Below are 16,354 nucleotides of genomic sequence, written 5' to 3'. Positions count from 1 at the left end.
GCTACTTGTTGTCGGGCTTCTTCATCTGCTCCAGCTCAAGGCGGAGCTCCATGAGATCGTTCTCCATGCCAAAGCCGACCGGCTGGCCCGCTGGCGGCGRCGCCGTCACGGGCACCGGGGGCAGATCGCTCAGCGTGAGGTGGGGTGGGTCCGACAGATCCAGGTCAAGCGGAATGCCCCGCGAATCCTCGCCTACGGCTGCTGCGGGCCTGGAGGGAGTGGCTGCAGAGCGCACGGGCTCGGGCTCCTGCTGGGCCTTCATCGCGAACTCGAACTCCAGGCTGGCTGCCAGTGAATCAAGCGGCTGGTCGTCGTGCAACGCCACCGGTGCAGGAGCTGCAGGTGCCACCAGGGTCTCGGACCGGGGCGGTGCCAGGGGCGTCGTCCGCTTGCGCGGGGGCGCTGCACCGCGCGCACTGGCGGGCGTGGTCTGTGCAATCGCCAGCAGCAGCAACAGATCGTCATAGGCCGCCAGATCAAACGGCTCCACCGCTTCAGCGCCCGTGCGGCGGAACAGGAATTTCTCCAGCAAGCCCAGCACCGCAGGCGTTGTCCACTCGGCCTCGATCTCGGCGAGTGCGTCGGTGTAGTGGTACAGCATGCGGCCCGTGCGGTGAAAGCCCGCAAACTCCGGCACTTGCGCGTTGAAGGACTGCATGAACTGCGTTCGCAGCTGCGCAAACTCATCCACACGGCTGAGCGTGTGGTACAGCCGCAATAGCTCCAGGTAGGCCAACGGAGAGGTCTGGCGGTGCTCGGCAATGTGATTCTTCAGCACCTCGATGGCCTGCTGGTGCTCGCCCACCGAGACAAAAAATTCAGCCTGCTGCTGGATGTCAAACAGCTCTTCAGGGTTGACGATGTGGGGCGCTACCGAGGCGGCGGCCGGCGCGGAAACCGACTTCGCCTGCAAGGGAGCGGGAGCACTCGCCGCCGGGCTGGTCGCTACGAAGCGTGGTTCCACGGCCGCAGGGGCTGCCTTGCGCAGGGGCATGGCACCGGACTCGGGATTCGCCGCGACGGCATGAGGCTGGGTTTCCGACGGCAGCCAGGTGTCGCCGGGATGGGGGGTAAGACTGACCGCTTCTTCATGCGCCGATGCTGCATCGCCACGTGCGCCCAAGGCCACAGAATCGCGCCACGAACGCACTGCCTTGTCAGAGGCGCTGCGCATCCGCGACCACATCCATGCCACCCCCGCCAAGGCCAAGGCCAGCAGACCGCCCAAGGCATATACCACCGTCGCAGGAAAACGCTCCTGTTCCATCGCCTCCAGCTGCTGCTGCAACTGGCCAGCGGCTGCACGGTCCTTGGCGGCCTGTGCTCGCAATGCGGCGGTGTCTGATTCCAGCGCCTTCAACCGTTCGCCGTCTTTTAGCAATTCTTCCGGCTGCGCGTTCAACGACCTCCACAACGCGGCGGCCTGGGTGCGCAGGGCCGACATCTCTTCAGAAGGCGCCGTGGGTAGCTGCGCGGTAGAGCGCAACGCCACAGGACTGTCCAGCCAGGTATCCAGGGGCTCAACCACCAAACGCGGGCGCGCTGCAGGTGCAGCGGCCACCACCGACTTGCCAGGTGCTGCCGTGCCCACACGCGCGGAAGGCCGTGCGGCAGCTGGAGAGCCGGGAGGGCGGCTCTCAGCGGAGGGCGAGCCCGAGGCCCTTGCCAGTGCAGGCGCCTTGTCACGGGGCCTGGTGGCCTGCATAGCACCGGCGGCAGCCGCAGATGCACTGCCACTGCCCTGTGAAGGCGAACGCTGTGACTCTGAAGCTGCGCTGGGGGTTGCTGCAGGAAGCCGCGCCAAGTCCACCGGGGATGCGGAGGCGGACCGGGTGACGGTGGTCGGCAAATCCGAGAGGAAGGTGTAGCTGCGCGTGGTTTTTCCGTTGCACCCTGCGGTCAGGGTCACGGTGAGAACCGGTTCATCCAGCGATACCGAGGCCAGCACGCGGACCCCTGAAGGACGCCCACGCACCTCGGGCAATGGGACCACGCGCACCTTGTTGTCACTGATGGCGTTGTCGCCTGCCACCAGCTTGGCCGTGACGCAGGACGATGCGACATCCGTGCCCGGGTCGGGCTGCAACTCGAACGAGAGATCGACCGGGGCGCCCAACACGACCGTACCACTACCATTACCCAGGGACAGCGCCGAAGCACCGGCTGCAAGCGCCCACAATCCTGGTCCAAAAACGGTGTTACGGATTTTCACAATCAATTCTGTTTTTCGGTCCGGAGGATTCTTGCACATAAGACCCAGATAAGGCCAGAGCCATAATGCCGCTATGAAAATTCAGTTTCCCAACATCGCCATCGTGGGTACCGGTGCCATGGGCCGAGGCATCGCACAAATTGCTGCCCAGGCTGGCAGTCAGGTTTTTCTGCTGGACGCCAACCCCGGAGCCGCCGACGCCGCACGGGCCGCCCTGCAGGAGCAATGGAACAAGCTGGTCGCCAAGGGCCGGATCGAAGCGGACCAAGCCACAGCACTGACCGCGCGGCTGCACCCCGTCAAAACAGCGGCAGACCTGGCGGCCTGCGATCTGGTGGTGGAAGCCATCGTGGAGCGGCTGGATGCCAAACAGGCCCTCTTCGTCGAACTGGAAGGGGTGGTGCGCGCCGATGCGGTGCTGGCCACCAACACGTCCTCTCTGTCCGTGACGGCCATTGGCGCAGCCCTCAAGCGCCCCGAACGCCTGGCTGGGTTCCACTTCTTCAACCCCGTCCCTTTGATGAAGGTGGTGGAGGTGATCGCGGGCCTCAAGACAGATCCAGCGATCTGCACTGCGCTGGCCGCGTATGCCAAGGAAATGGGCCATACCCCTGTACAGGCGCAGGACACCCCTGGCTTCATCGTGAACCACGCGGGGCGCGGCTTCGGCACGGAGGCCCTGCGCATCGTGGGCGAAGGTGTGGCCGATTTCGCCACCATCGACCGCATCCTGCGCGACCAGGTCGGCTTCAAGCTGGGGCCCTTCGAGTTGATGGACCTGACGGCGCTGGACGTGTCGCACCCGGTCATGGAGTCTATCTACCGCCAGTACTACGACGAACCCCGTTTCCGCCCCAGCGTGATCACCGCGCAGCGTCTGGCGGGGGGCGTGGTGGGCAAGAAGGTGGGCGAAGGCTTCTATCGCTACGTGGAGGGCATTGCGCAGGTGCCTGCCGAGGCGCCTGCCCCCGTGGTCAACGACATTCCGCCGGTGTGGGTGTCCTCGCGCGCTGCACGCCGGGCCGAGCTGTACCAATTGCTCAAGGACCTGGGGGCCACCATCGAGACCGGCCAATCCCCCTCCCCCCAGGCCATCACGCTGGTTGCCCCACTGGGCTTTGACGTGACCACCGTCGCCGTGGTGGAGCGGCTGGACCCAGCCCGCACSATSGGCATYGACATGCTSATCGAYGAYGCCGCSACCAAGCGCCGCGTGCTSGCCACCAACCCCGCCACGCGCGTTGACATCCGCAACGCAGCGCATGCGCTGTTTGCGCGCGACGGCAAGGCTGTCAGCGTGATCCGTGACAGCGGTGGTTTCGTCACGCAGCGCGTGGTGGCCACCATCGTGAACATCGCCAGCGACATCTGCCAGCAAGGCATCTGCACCCCCAAAGATCTTGAGACCGCCGTCACCCTGGGCCTGGGCTACCCGCTGGGCCCCCTGGCCATGGGCGACCGCTGGGGCCCAACCAACATCCTGGAAGTGTTGTTCAACATGCAGACCGTGTATGGCGACACGCGCTACCGCCCCAGCCCATGGCTGCGCCGAAGGGGTGCAATTGGCCTGAGCCTGAGCCATGTCGAAGAAGACTGATTGCCAAGCACCACGGCCACCTCACTGAACACCACCATGCCCGCAGAACTCCAGAGCACCAGCCAGGGCCAAACCCTGATCCTGACCCTTCGCAACCCCGAGCGGCGCAATGCCATCGACCCGGTGATGTATGCCGCGGGTGTGGAAGCGCTGGGCGTGGCCGAAAGCAGCCCCGACATCCGCAGCGTGGTCATCACGGGCGCCGATGGCATGTTCTGCTCGGGCGGCAATCTGCAGCGCCTGCTGGCCAACCGCCAGGAAGCGCCGCAGGTGCAGGCMSAAAGCATYGARGGCCTGCACAACTGGATCGAGACCATCCGCACCTACCCCAAGCCGGTGATCGCCGCCGTGGAGGGCGCCGCAGCCGGTGCAGGGTTTTCGCTGGCACTGGCCTGCGACTTCATCGTGGCGGCCCGCAATGCCGTGTTTGTGATGGCCTACAGCAACGTGGCCCTGTCGCCCGATGGCGGCGCCAGCTGGAGCCTGGCCCACGCGCTGCCCCGCCAGATAGCCACCGAGATTCTCATGTGCGGGGACCGCATCAGCGCAGAACGCCTGCACACATTGGGCCTGGTCAACCGCCTTGCCGAAGCAGGCAATGCACTCGACGCTGCCCTGGCGCTGGCCGAGCAGCTCAATGCCCGTGCACCCAATGCACTGGCCAGCATCAAGGAGCTGCTGAACGAAGCTCCCCATGCCCAGCTCACGCACCACCTGGGCCATGAGCGCGACCACTTCGTGAAGAACCTGCACCACGCCAATGGCGGCGCAGGCATCTCAGCATTTCTGGAAAAGCGCGTGCCCCGCTACGAGTAGCGCTGCACCACAAACGCCTCGACGCATCCACCGTCGCAGACCCATCAACCCCCGGTACGCTGCCACCCAGCGCTGGGGGTTTTCTTTTGGCCTACGCGCAGACACGCAGGTGACAACCCTGACGCATTGCGCAGGTCCCTGACGCGACAATGGGCCTGTTTCTAGTCACCCAAAAGACAGGCCATGGACGACCCGATTCTTACTATCGAAGAACGTGAAGCGATCAACTSYGGTCGCTGGTTTTCWTCWCTYTCACCWTCGCTACGSCACGACATCCTSCGATGTGCATWCGTCAAACGCTTCAAGGACGGCGRCCTSATCGCYGCMCGCGGCGACCCKCCCGAGGAGTGGATTGCCTGCGCGCGCGGTGCAGTGCGGGTGAGCTCCACATCCATCTCGGGCAAGCAGATCACGCTGACCTATGTGGAGCCGGGCATCTGGTTCGGCGACGTGGCGATCTTCGATGGGGACCGGCGCACGCACGACGCCTACGCGCACGGCGACACCACGATCCTGTGTGTGGCCAAGGCCGATTTTCGCAAGATCCTGGCCGTGCACACCGAGCTGTACGARGCGMTGMTGCGSCTGCAKGCGCGSCGCATYCGCMMGCTGTTCGGGCTGGTGGAAGACCTCAACACSCTGCCCCTGCGWKCRCGCCTGGCCAAGCAGCTGRTSCACCTGGTGCGCAGCTACGGCGTGCCCAGCCTGTCGGACGGCAGCGAAATGCGGATCAGCCTGCAATTGGCGCAGGAAGAACTGGCACAACTGCTAGGTGCCTCGCGGCAACGCGTGAACCAGGAACTCAAGGCCATGGAACGCGAAGACGCCATCCGCATCGAGCCGGGCGGCCTGGTGGTGCGGGACCGCGAAGCCCTGATGCGCATCGCTGAAGCCGACAACTGACTCATTTACCCCATCACTGACCGCCAGAACCTTCATCCGCCTCCATGAGCAACTTTGACCATTTCGTCGGCACCCGCCCTGTTTCCGATCAGCACGCCTTTGACATCGAAACGCTGACTGCATGGCTCTCCAGGAACATGGAGGGCTTTGCGGGCCCGCTGACGGTAGAGATGTTCAAGGGCGGGCAGTCCAACCCCACCTACAAGCTCATCACCCCCGGCGCCAGCTACGTGATGCGCGCCAAGCCCGGGCCCGTGGCCAAGCTGCTGCCTTCAGCACACGCCATCGAGCGCGAGTTTGCGGTGATGAGCGGCCTGTACGGCACCGACGTTCCCGTGCCGCGCATGTTTGTGCTGTGCGAGGACGAGTCGGTGATTGGGCGCGCCTTCTACGTGATGGAGTGCATGCAGGGCCGCGTGCTGTGGGACCAGTCCCTGCCCGGCATGACGCCAGCTGAACGCGGTGACATCTACAACGAGATGAACCGGGTGATCGCAGCGCTGCACACGGTGAAATTTGCAGACCGAGGCCTGGCCAACTATGGCAAGCCSGGCAACTACTTYGACCGCCAGATCGGCCGCTGGAGCAAGCAATACGTGGCCTCCATCACGCAGCCCATCGAAGAGATGGACCGCCTCATGGAATGGTTGCCCGCCAACATGCCCGCCAGCGCACGGGACGAGGGCCATGTGTCCATCGTGCACGGCGACTACCGCCTGGACAACCTGATGTTCCATCCCACCGAGCCCCGCGTGATCGCCGTGCTCGACTGGGAGCTSTCCACRCTGGGCCATCCGCTGGCGGACTTCAGCTACCACTGCATGAGCTGGCACATTCCTGCCTCGCTGGGGCGTGGCATTGCGGGGCTGGACCTGGGCGCGCTGGGCATTCCCGACGAAGACACTTACATCCGCCTGTACTGCGAGCGCACCGGCATCACCACCCCCGAGGCGCTGCGTGCCGACTGGAACTTCTACCTCGCCTACAACATGTTCCGCMTCGCCGCCATTTTGCAGGGCATCGCCAAGCGGGTAGAGGCTGGCACGGCCTCCAGCGCCCAGGCCAAGGCCTCGGGCGACACCGCACGACCCATGGCCCAGCTGGCCTGGTCCTTCGCTCAACGCGGCTGAACACACGACGCAACACCTGCGCCGCCCACGATTACCAACGGAGAAGAAACCCATGGACTTTGACTACTCGCCCAAAACCAAGGAACTGCAGGCCAAGCTGCTCCAGTTCATGGATGACCACATCTATCCGAACGAGTCTGCCTACAAGGATGAGTTGGCCGCCAACACCGTCGCAGGCAAGCGCTGGAGCGCGCTGAACACCATCGAAAACCTCAAGCCCAAGGCCCAGGCCGCCGGGTTGTGGAACCTGTTCCTGCCGGTCGACAGCGCCGCAGCATCCGGCTATGCAGGTGCCGGCCTGACCAACCAGGAATACGCRCCRCTGGCCGARATCATGGGCCGCGTGCCATGGGCCWGCGAGGTGTTCAACTGCTCSGCGCCCGACACCGGCAACATGGARACCATTGCCCGCTACGGYKMCGAAGCCAWCAAGGCSCGCTGGCTCAAGCCMYTGCTCGAAGGCMAGATCCGCTCGGCCTTCGCCATGACCGAACCCGATGTSGCMTCSAGCGACGCSACCAACATCKMGACCCGCATCGAGCGCCAGGGCGAYGAGTACGTSATCAACGGCCGCAAGTGGTGGATCTCTGGTGCGGCCGACCCGCGCTGCGCTGTGTTCATCACCATGGGCAAGACCGACCCCGAAGCCCCGCGCCATTCGCAGCAGAGCATGGTGCTGGTGCCCGCCGACGCCCCTGGCATCAAGATCATTCGTCCGCTGAATGTTCTGGGCTACGACGACGCRCCGCACGGCCACGTCGAGATGACCTTCGAGAACGTGCGTGTGCCCGTCTCCAACATCCTGCTGGGCGAAGGCCGYGGCTTCGAGATYGCCCARGGCCGCCTSGGCCCYGGACGCATYCACCACTGYATGCGCCTSATYGGCCTGGCCGARCGYGCGCTSGAGCTGATGTGCAAGCGCGCMTCSTCRCGCGTGGCCTTYGGCAAGACCGTSGCCYMGCAGACCGTSACRCAGGAGCGCATYGCCGARGCSCGCTGCAAGATCGACATGGCSCGCCTGCTCACSCTGAAGGCTGCMTGGCTGATGGACGTGGCCGGCAACAAGGTCGCCAAGACCGAGATCGCCATGATCAAGGTGGTSGCGCCCAGCATGGCCTGCCAGGTSATCGACTGGGCCATGCAGGTGCACGGCGGTGGCGGCATGTCTGACGACTTCCCGCTCGCCTATGCCTACGCCGGTGCGCGCACSCTGCGYTTYGCTGACGGCCCGGACGAAGTGCACCGCAACGCGATYGCCAAGTGGGAGCTGGGCAAGTACGGCACCTACGGCCGCGACGCCGCCGTGCCGGTCACCCGCGGCAGCTGACGCCAACCTCCGTAGGACCTGACACCCGCAGCCCCTACTGCGGGTCTGCAGCGCCTTCCGTCGGCACACCCGCGGGCGGAGGGGGCGGCAGGTTCTGCAATGCCCCTTGGGCAGCCGCCAGCAGCAGCTGCGTGGCCTGGGCGATCTCCGTCAGGCTGCGCTGCGTGTGCTCCATGCGCAGATACACCTTGCCGCGTACCAGCATCAACAGCAGAGGCGACTGCGCCCGTACCTCCCCGCCCTCACCTTCCACGATGTTGAGCAACTGGGACACCACCGGCGCATGGATCCAGCGCTGCGCGGTCTCCATGCGCTCCGCCACCACCGCAAAGTGCTGTCGAAACGAGGCCGGCAGGCCCGGCCAGGTCACCTCTTCAAACATGGCCAGCCAGCGCATTTCCTCGGGCAGGCTGGCATTCACCGTGGTCTGCAGGGTGTCGGTGATGGCGTTGTAGGCATTGCCCTCCAGGGACTCCTGCAAGGGGCGGTTGAGCACCATCACCGCCGCGTCCGGGTCCACCCCCAGGTCGGCGCGCCCCCGCAACTCCAGGCCGCGCACATAGTCACGCGTTGGGTTGCCACATTCCAGCCGCCACGGGTGGCCATTCAGGTCGCCCCCCAGGTCAAAATGCCCGTCCACCGCCTGCGGCACCACCGCCAGGCGCTGGGTGGCCGCCCAACGCACCACCTCCTGGTTGGACACGGGCCGTGCGGCATTCGGGCCACCGGGCAGATGCAGCGCTTTGCGAAGACGGTCAAACATGGCGATTCGAAGCCCAAGGCTTCGCGGAAGTCACGGATGCAGGCATTATTGGGGGCATCGGCCGCTGCGGCAAACCGGCGGAACGCCTTCTGTGACCTGGTTCACCATGCCGGAAGGGCAAAGCGGCGAACGGCTGGTGCGGCCACTGCCCACGCGCATGGGCACTGCACCGCGCCGGAGCAACCCCGCCGCATTCACTTTTGGCGATCTGAACAGCCCACATGCTCTTCTCTATGAACCGCAGACTTGCCCTCATCACCGTGGCTGGTGCGCTGGCCGCTCCGGGGACCGCCCTGGCGCTGCCCGACGATGCATCGGCCCGGGTGCGCCAGCTGGTGCGCTGGTCCACCGCGACGGCCGACCACCAGGGCTTGCCGTTTGCCGTGATCGACAAGCCTGCCGCGCGCATCCACGTATTTTCGGCACAGGCCCAGTGGCTCGGCAGCGCGCCCGTGCTGCTGGGGGCCGCTGCGGGTGACCGCTCAGCCCCGGGCATCGGGGCCAAGCCTCTGTCCTACATCCGCCCGCACGAACGCACCACCCCTGCTGGCCGCTTTGTGACAGAGCCCGGCCGCAACCTGCAGGGTGATGACATTGTGTGGATCGACTACGACGCTGCCGTCTCACTGCACCGGGTGCGCAGCGTGAGCGCCGCAGAGCACCGCCTGCAGCGTCTTGCAAGCCCCGGCGCGCGGGACAAACGCATCAGCTACGGCTGCGTTAACGCACCTGCCGCGTTCTACGACCAGTTCATCGCACCTTGGTTCGGGCGGGCACCAGGGGTGATCTACGTGCTGCCGGACACCGAGCCTTTTGCTACATTTTTTGAAGCAGCCAGCGCATATGAATAGTGCGCTACCGGCCCATTTGATTCAATTTTCTTGCCCCGTACGGCTGGGGCTCACGCGCTGCCGCTTCCGGCAGTAGCCACGCACACGCCAACCAGACTCAAGCCGTTGCGCGCTGCAGGCGAAACACAGGCCGGCGGCCGCCCACCACCAGCCCCTTGGCGTTGCGGATGACAGCGTTTCTGCGCGGCGCCAGGGCCTCCTGCTGGGCTGCATCCAGCCATCCCAGCTGGTCCATCACCTCCACCGCAGCCGCCACCTGCGCCACCATGTTGCCGTCCATGATCTTGAGGGCAAATGCCTCGCCACGGCTGCGGCTGCCCACCACCTGCACCCCGTCGGCCCCGGTCTTTGAGACCCAGTCGCCCTGCCCTGCCCGCATGAAATCCAGGTCGTGCCGGCCGGTGCCGGAGCCCAGCTCCGGGCGTTGCACCATGGCATCGGCCAGTGCGGTCAGGCTCTGGTCCAGATCCGTGTCGGGCGCCCCACCTGCCAGGCGCGCATAGCCCCGGGCCAGGTGCGCGAGCGGCATGGCGTAGTTGGGGGCGGAGCAGCCATCGATGCCCATGACCAGTTGCTCAGGCCCCAGCCCCACTGCCTGCGCCACCCGCTCACGAATCGCCCACTGCAACGGGTGCGCAGGGTCCAGATGGTTGTCGAGCGGCCAGCCCTGCCGCACACAATGGGCGACAAAACCGGCGTGTTTGCCGCTGCAGTTGTTGTGGCGTTCGTCAGGCACAAAGCCGTCCGGCAGCGAACCCAGCCCCAGCTCGGCAAACAGTGGCCGGTGGCAGCCGCAGCGCAAGGCGTGGTAGCTCTGCCCCACACTGCCCAGCATGTGCTCAACCTGCTCGACATGCATGGCCTCGCCGTTGTGGCTGGCGCACAGCAGGGCCAGTTCGCCCGCGCCCCAGCCCAGCGCCTGGGCGCCGCCAGACTGCATGAACGGCAGGGCCTGAAATGCCTTGATGGTGGAGCGCGTGAACGTGACCGTGTACGGGTCGCCCACCTGCGCCAGCACACGGCCATGGCGGTCGGCCACCGCCACGGCGCCCCAGTGCTGGCATTCGGCGAGGTCGCCCCGGGTCACCTCGATCAGCGGAACAAAACCCATGGTGATCTCCAGCAGTGGTTACTGCGCCGCCGGTGCGGGGGCCAGCGTCAGCTCATGGGCCCAGCTTGCGGGCTGGCGCTGCAGGGCACGGTAGCCCGTCTGCGCCCAGGTGCTGCTCATGTCGCGGTAACGCGGCGAAAACACCAGGCCGCTTTGTCCGGTCTGGTAGATGAAGCGCGACTGCTCCAGGTCGGCCAGGTCGTACACCGCGCGCAGCGATGCGGCGTGGCGGTTCASAAACGGCCCCTTGGCTTCGCCCGCGTTGTACTGCCCCACGTTGACGGTGTAGGCGTCGCCATGCGATGGCTCGCTCACGTCAAAAAAGCGGGCCAGTGCAGGCACATTGCCAAATGGCCGGTGCACGCTGAGTGCCGGGTGCGCCGCGCCCCAGCGCCATTGCGCGGGGTCTGCGCCGTAGGCCGCCTGCAGCCGGTCGAGCGCGCGTCCCAGGGCTGCGGCCGACTGCTCTGCACACGATGCGGGCTGGCACCACCAGGGGTCGTTGCGCTCCAGGATGCCCTCCAGCGCGGCCCGGTAGTCGCGTTTGCCGTAGGTGGCGGTAAACCGCGCGTCACCGATGCGCGGCACGATCAGGCCACGCGCCAGCTCGTCGGTCCATGCGGCAAACACCAGGGGCGCAGCCTTGCCCGCATCCATCACACCGTCAAAGCCTTGGAGCTGCTGTTGCGCAGCTGCGGCCAGGGGGTGTGATGACTTGGCCTGCTGCAGGTAGGGCAGCAGCCTGCGCGTGGCCAGAGACGTTACATCGCGGTGGATGGCCTGCATGCTCGCGGCATCGTGCTTGTCGGTCGCCTCGATCAACTGCGCAATGCGTTCGTAGCGGTAGGGCAAGGCCCAGTCTTGGGTGAGGTAGTGGGGATAGTCCGGCGCGGTCACCCGCTGGTTGGCGGTGGCAATCCAGCCCCGGGCGCCGTTGTCCTCGGGCGTCTGGTCATACGGCAGCCAGCCCTTCCAGTCGTACCGCGCATCCCAGCCCGGTGAGGGCGCCACGCCCCGGATGTCGTTGGCCGGGTCTCGCACGGGTGCGCGGCCTGCGGCCTTGAAGCGGATGTTGCYCTGGTCATCGGCCGCCACCACGTTCTGCATCGGCGAGTGGTAGTGCGACAGTGCCGCGAACAACGCGTCCACCGATTTGGCCTGGTTGGTCTGGAGGCCCACCAGCACCGTCTGGTTGTCGGCATCGAGCGCGCTCCAGCGCAGCGCCAGCACGTATTTGCCGAGGTCCAGCACGTCGGCATGCGACTTCTGCGCGTCGCTCAACACAGGGCCATGCCGGGTGCTGCGCACTTTCAGGGCGACGTCGGCCTGCCCTTTCACACGGATGGTTTCGTTGCGCACCGTGAAGGGCGCCCAACCCTCGGGCGTGCGGTACTGCGAGGCATCAGCGGGGTTGATCTGCTCCAGGTACAGGTCCTGAACATCGGGGCCGGTGTTGGTGAAGCCCCAGGCCACTTTGTCCGTACGGCCCAGCACCACAAAGGGCATGCCGGGCAAGGTGGCGCCCACCGCGTCGATGGCGCCGATGGGGGTGCCGTCAGACGCCTGGCCCGCAGGTGCCTGCAAGCCCGCAAAGTACCAGATGGCAGGTGCCGACAGGCCCAGGTGCGGGTCGTTGGCCAGCAGCGGTTTGCCACTGACGGTGCGGGTGCCCGCCAGCACCCAGTTGTTGCTGCCCTTGCCCTCGTTGGTACCCGCATTGCGGGTCAGTTCGTCAGCCCAGGCCAGCATGCCGGCACTAATCTGGCGGGACAAATGCCCATCACCCAGCGCGGCAGATGCAGCCCCCCGGTCGACCGGTTCAGCGGCGGCCGCCGGTGCAGCAGAAGCGCTGGCATCGGTGGCCCGGTACACCCCCAACTGCCGGTACAACGCGGCCAGGTCGGCCGAGGCTGCGGGGCGCTCGCCCGGGTACGGTGGCATCAGTTGCCACAAGCGCTCGGTGTCCAGCGTTTTCGCAACGGACAGCCGCGCAAACTCGTTGCCCCAGTTGCCGCCCAGGTCCAGCGCCATCATCAGCGCCCAGCCCACGCTGTCCTCCGGCTCCCACACAGCACCCGTGGTCCCGCCGGGCTGAACGCCCAGGATGTGGAACTCCGGCGGCAGCGCCTGGGGGCGGTTCTGGTGGAAGGCGTGGATGCCCTGGCTGTAGGCCTGCAGGGCCTCCTGGGCATACAACGGCAGGCCTGCGTACTGCCGCCTGGCCGTGCCCATGATGTCCAGCGTGCGCATGAGCTTGTCGGTCTCCAGCGTGGCCGGCCCAAACACTTCGGACAGCTCGCCGTGCATCACGCGGCGGTTGAACTCCAGCTGCCAGGTGCGCTCCTGCGCATGCACGTAGCCCATCGCAAACCAGGCGTCTTGCGGGCTCTGCGCGCGGATGTGGGTGACGTCTGCGCCATCGCGCTGCACCTGCACGGCCTGGCGCAGGCCCTTCACGACCAACTTGCCATCCAGTGTCGCAAAGCTGCGCTGTACATACACGGCAGCCCCCGTGCCAGCCAGCAAGGCCGCCACCACCAGCCCGACGGCCGTTCGCTTCATCCACGCCATGTCTCGTGTCTCCTGATTGTTCTGGGTTGTTTGTGTGGGTTCGGAAGTGAAAGGGCTGCGCGCTGACCGGGAGCCCGCCGCGCTGTGACAGCTGTCGGCGGCAGCCGACGGCCTCAGCCCAGATGAACGCTGGTGCCGGCGACCTGAAAGTTCATGATCGGAGCACTGGACTCGGTAAAGGGAACCCCCAGTGCAATCTGCCCCGTGCCATGCAGGATGCACGCATCGCGGCGCAGCCGCACGGGCGAGTCGCTGCCGTCAAACCGCACCCAGGTGCCGAAGCTGCTCATGTCGGTCAGCACAAAGCCGCTGTTGCGCCAGTCGATGCGCGCATGCAGCCGTGAAACGCGGGGGTCATTGATGCACAGCTGGGCATGGTTGGCGCGCCCCACATGCACGGGCGCATCCGACGAAGTGAACGACATGTCCACCCCATGCCAGGAAAACTGGATCTGCCCCAGGATGGAATCGGCCGGAGCAAAACTGCTGACCAGCGCCGCCTGCATGGTGAGCGAATCGGGCTCTTCGTTCTCGCGCCACTCCACCTGGTAGAGCATCTGCAGCTCGGCCTTGCCGCGGATTTCCATCAGGCCCAGCTTGCGGTACCACACATCGGCAGCGGCCCCCGCCAGCAACACAGTCGTCTCGGTGGCCCAGATTTCGGCGGGGCCCGCGCGCTCGCACAGGCGGGAGGCCACATTGACGGCATCACCGTAACAGTCGCCATCCACATCGACCACCTCGCCACTGGCCACTCCCACGCGGATGTCCATGCGCAGCGGCTGCGGCCACCGGTCCAGACGCGCCTGGTGCTGGCGCAGCATGTGGGTGGTGGCAGTCACGGCACTGGCCGCATCACCAAACACACACAACACCCCGTCGCCCAGCTTCTTGACCACGCGGCCTGCATGCGCCTCGATGGTGTCACTGATCCACTGCGTGACCTGCGTCACCGCCTCGGTGGCGCGCTCGTTGCCCAGCGTTTCATACAACGAGGTGCTGCCCGAAATGTCGGCGAAGACCACCGTTGACAACACACTCATGAACGATGGCCGATTAGTAACATCATGTGAACCAGTTTAGTGCAAGCTCAACGAAGACGCATCTATCAAAGCGTCAACAATCCTTTGCCAAGGTCTTTGCGGGCCACGCAAGCCAGTACTTGCGGCCTCACTGGAGGCGCTGGTGGTGGCAGTAGGCGTAGAGGGCGCGCATCTTGGGTGCCTGAAGACCCGGCAAAGCCCACGCCGAGCAGCGCACCTGTTCGCCCGCTTGCCTCGCGTCAGGCCGCCGCAAGCATTCGCGATGAATTGCGTAAAAGTTCGCAACAAACGGGGGCGCCGTGTTGTCTTTATGCAAAAACAAGAGCGTCACCCTTGCGTCAATCCTCACTCCCGCTTACTTTGATCGACCCTGTTACAAGAATCGCACAGCTCACCGTCCATGCGCTGGAACAAGCCCAATCTCCGCAACAACCTGCACGACCTGCTCGGTCGTGACAAGCCGTCATCGACGGCCTGGGTGCGCGACCAGGGTCTGGAAGAGGTGCGGCGTGCCATGCTGCACAGCCTGATGGGGTTGACCGGCTGCGAAGTGGCGCGCATGAACATGCGCCTGCGCTATGCGGGCGACATTGAAGCGCTGTGGTACCTGCGCAGCGATTTGCTTGACACGCTCACCCTGCTGCGCGGCGAGGCCATCGCGCAGACGGTGCTGGACCAGGTGACGCCGATGTTCCAGGGGCAGTTGCCGCTGTCGCTGCGGGTGCCACAAATGCCCAACGCACCCCGCGCGCACCTCTGAAACTCTGAGATTGCAGCCCTGACAGCCGGGGCCGGTCACCACGCCGCACTTACATCGTGCCACGCAGCGGCCCCAGGTTAGCGCCGCCTGTTCAGTGCTGGTGGCCCCAATAGATCAGCGCATCGCGCTCTTCCACCGACAACGACACCGTTGCACCCACGGGCAGCAGCACCTTGGTCTCGACATGCCCAAACGGCAGGTTGGTCAGCACGGGCGCCTTGATCTGGGTGCGCAGCCAGTCCACCACCGACYGCAGCTTGTAGCCCTTGTCGTGCGGCGCCAGCTTGAAGTTGGTGAACTGCCCCAGTACCACGGCCTTTTGCTGGGCCAGCACACCGGCGTGCAGCAGCTGGGTCAGCATGCGCTCAACGCGGTAGGGATGCTCGTGCACATCCTCCACAAACAGCACCCCACCCTTGACCTGCGGGAAGTACGGCGTGCCGACCAGCGAAGCCAGCACCGCCAGGTTGCCGCCCCACAGGGTGGCGCTTTTCACATAGACGTTGGGCACAGCCGGCTTGCCGGTAGTGGCATGGGGCTTTTCCTTGTGCATGCGCCAGCCCGTGCCTTCACCGTGGCCGGTCAGCAGGTCGTCAAAACAGGCTTCCATGATGTCGTCGGGCGCGCCCTCCACGCCAAAATCGGCCCCCAGCGAGGGCCCCGACCAGGTGGTGGCCCCGGTTTTGGCCAGCACGGCGAGCTGGAAGGCGGTGAAGTCGCTCACGCCCACGAAGTGGGTGCCCTTTTCGATGGCCTTGGCCACCGCCTTGTAGCGGATGCCCGGCAGGATGCGGGTGAGGCCATAGCCCCCGCGCGAGATCAGCGCCACATCGGCGCCACTGGCCGCCGCACGGTGGATGGCGGCCAGCCGGGTGGCGTCGTCGCCCGCAAAGCGTGTGTGTGTGGCCAGCGCGTCCACATCCACCTCCACCTCATGGCCCTGGGCCTTGAGGCGGGCAATGCCCCGCTTGAAGGCGGCCTTGTCGCGCACTGCACTGGAAGGCGAGTAGATGTAGATGTGCTTGGGACCGTGGTCGTGGTCGCACTGCGAGGGGTCGTGATGGTGGTCGTGCAAAGCGCTCAGGCCCCGCTGGGGCCTGCTCCGTAAACAGGGGGGATGCCCGGTGCCCCATGCAGTCATGGGGCGCCAGCGGGCACATCAGTGCGTGAAGTATTCCACAGCCTGTGCAGCAATGGCCTCGCCATGCTCCTGAACAAAATGGCCCGCATGCGGCAGCACCACCGGCTCGGGGCATCCACGGATGTTGTG

The 16,354-nt window shown here is 65.9% G+C and carries 13 protein-coding genes; 7 read left to right on the top strand and 6 right to left on the bottom strand.

Features of this window, described 5'->3' with window-relative positions; genetic code table 11:
* Nucleotide 1: 1 nt before the first annotated feature.
* On the bottom strand, nt 2–2,119 hold the full coding sequence (locus AC04MI_RS11630; protein ID WP_476497847.1) for a hypothetical protein: 2,118 nt from the start codon (nt 2,117–2,119) through the stop codon (nt 2–4).
* Nucleotides 2,120–2,285: 166 nt separating this feature from the next.
* Between AC04MI_RS11630 and AC04MI_RS11625 the strand changes: the two genes are divergently transcribed.
* From AC04MI_RS11625 to AC04MI_RS11605, 5 genes are all read left to right on the top strand, one after another.
* The gene (locus tag AC04MI_RS11625; protein WP_476497846.1) at nt 2,286–3,809 is read left to right on the top strand and encodes a 3-hydroxyacyl-CoA dehydrogenase; all 1,524 of its coding nucleotides are present in this window, start codon (nt 2,286–2,288) and stop codon (nt 3,807–3,809) included.
* Nucleotides 3,810–3,845: 36 nt separating this feature from the next.
* Nucleotides 3,846–4,625 carry an oxepin-CoA hydrolase, alternative type gene (locus tag AC04MI_RS11620; RefSeq protein ID WP_476497845.1) on the top strand — a complete coding sequence of 260 codons (780 nt, stop codon included), beginning with the start codon at nt 3,846–3,848 and terminating at the stop codon, nt 4,623–4,625.
* A 183-nt stretch (nt 4,626–4,808) separates the two neighbouring features.
* Nucleotides 4,809–5,528, top strand: a complete 720-nt coding sequence (locus AC04MI_RS11615; protein WP_476497844.1) for a Crp/Fnr family transcriptional regulator — start codon at nt 4,809–4,811, stop codon at nt 5,526–5,528.
* A gap of 44 nt (nt 5,529–5,572) precedes the next feature.
* A complete protein-coding gene (locus AC04MI_RS11610) occupies nt 5,573–6,658 on the top strand; it encodes a phosphotransferase (protein WP_476497843.1) in 1,086 nt (361 codons plus the stop codon).
* Nucleotides 6,659–6,710: 52 nt separating this feature from the next.
* The gene (locus tag AC04MI_RS11605) at nt 6,711–7,985 is read left to right on the top strand and encodes an acyl-CoA dehydrogenase family protein (protein WP_476497842.1); all 1,275 of its coding nucleotides are present in this window, start codon (nt 6,711–6,713) and stop codon (nt 7,983–7,985) included.
* 34 nt (nt 7,986–8,019) lie between these two features.
* Here AC04MI_RS11605 and AC04MI_RS11600 read toward each other — a convergent pair whose 3' ends face one another.
* On the bottom strand, nt 8,020–8,748 hold the full coding sequence (locus AC04MI_RS11600; protein WP_288851398.1) for a hypothetical protein: 729 nt from the start codon (nt 8,746–8,748) through the stop codon (nt 8,020–8,022).
* A 233-nt stretch (nt 8,749–8,981) separates the two neighbouring features.
* Here AC04MI_RS11600 and AC04MI_RS11595 point away from each other — a divergent pair, with 233 nt between their 5' ends.
* Nucleotides 8,982–9,599, top strand: a complete 618-nt coding sequence (locus tag AC04MI_RS11595; RefSeq protein ID WP_436078560.1) for a hypothetical protein — start codon at nt 8,982–8,984, stop codon at nt 9,597–9,599.
* 97 nt (nt 9,600–9,696) lie between these two features.
* On the opposite strand, the gene AC04MI_RS11590 is transcribed toward AC04MI_RS11595, so the two are convergent.
* From AC04MI_RS11590 to AC04MI_RS11580, 3 genes are all read right to left on the bottom strand, one after another.
* Nucleotides 9,697–10,710, bottom strand: coding sequence for an asparaginase (locus tag AC04MI_RS11590; protein ID WP_288851400.1), 1,014 nt, complete (start codon nt 10,708–10,710; stop codon nt 9,697–9,699).
* 18 nt (nt 10,711–10,728) lie between these two features.
* Nucleotides 10,729–13,281, bottom strand: coding sequence for a penicillin acylase family protein (locus tag AC04MI_RS11585; protein ID WP_476497841.1), 2,553 nt, complete (start codon nt 13,279–13,281; stop codon nt 10,729–10,731).
* A gap of 113 nt (nt 13,282–13,394) precedes the next feature.
* On the bottom strand, nt 13,395–14,324 hold the full coding sequence (locus tag AC04MI_RS11580; protein WP_056744210.1) for an adenylate/guanylate cyclase domain-containing protein: 930 nt from the start codon (nt 14,322–14,324) through the stop codon (nt 13,395–13,397).
* Between the two features lie 400 nt (nt 14,325–14,724).
* On the opposite strand from AC04MI_RS11580, the gene AC04MI_RS11575 reads away from it, so the two are divergent.
* Nucleotides 14,725–15,084: a hypothetical protein gene (locus AC04MI_RS11575; RefSeq protein ID WP_056067399.1), complete on the top strand. Its 360-nt coding sequence runs from the start codon at nt 14,725–14,727 to the stop codon at nt 15,082–15,084.
* 91 nt (nt 15,085–15,175) lie between these two features.
* On the opposite strand, the gene AC04MI_RS11570 is transcribed toward AC04MI_RS11575, so the two are convergent.
* Nucleotides 15,176–16,159, bottom strand: coding sequence for an LD-carboxypeptidase (locus tag AC04MI_RS11570; RefSeq protein WP_476497840.1), 984 nt, complete (start codon nt 16,157–16,159; stop codon nt 15,176–15,178).
* Between the last annotated feature and the right edge of the window lie 195 nt (nt 16,160–16,354).

The sequence above is a fragment of the Acidovorax sp. LjRoot204 genome (genome assembly GCF_056175785.1).
This window is presented reverse-complemented; position numbering and strand designations above follow the sequence as displayed.

Excerpts from the sequence above, each read along its gene's own strand:
- AC04MI_RS11600 (WP_288851398.1), bottom strand. The coding sequence starts at position 8,748 with ATGTTTGACCGTCTTCGCAAAGCGCTGCATCTGCCCGGTGGCCCGAAT.
- AC04MI_RS11575 (WP_056067399.1), top strand. The coding sequence starts at position 14,725 with ATGCGCTGGAACAAGCCCAATCTCCGCAACAACCTGCACGACCTGCTC.
- AC04MI_RS11595 (WP_436078560.1), top strand. The coding sequence starts at position 8,982 with ATGAACCGCAGACTTGCCCTCATCACCGTGGCTGGTGCGCTGGCCGCT.
- AC04MI_RS11580 (WP_056744210.1), bottom strand. The coding sequence starts at position 14,324 with ATGAGTGTGTTGTCAACGGTGGTCTTCGCCGACATTTCGGGCAGCACC.
- AC04MI_RS11590 (WP_288851400.1), bottom strand. The coding sequence starts at position 10,710 with ATGGGTTTTGTTCCGCTGATCGAGGTGACCCGGGGCGACCTCGCCGAA.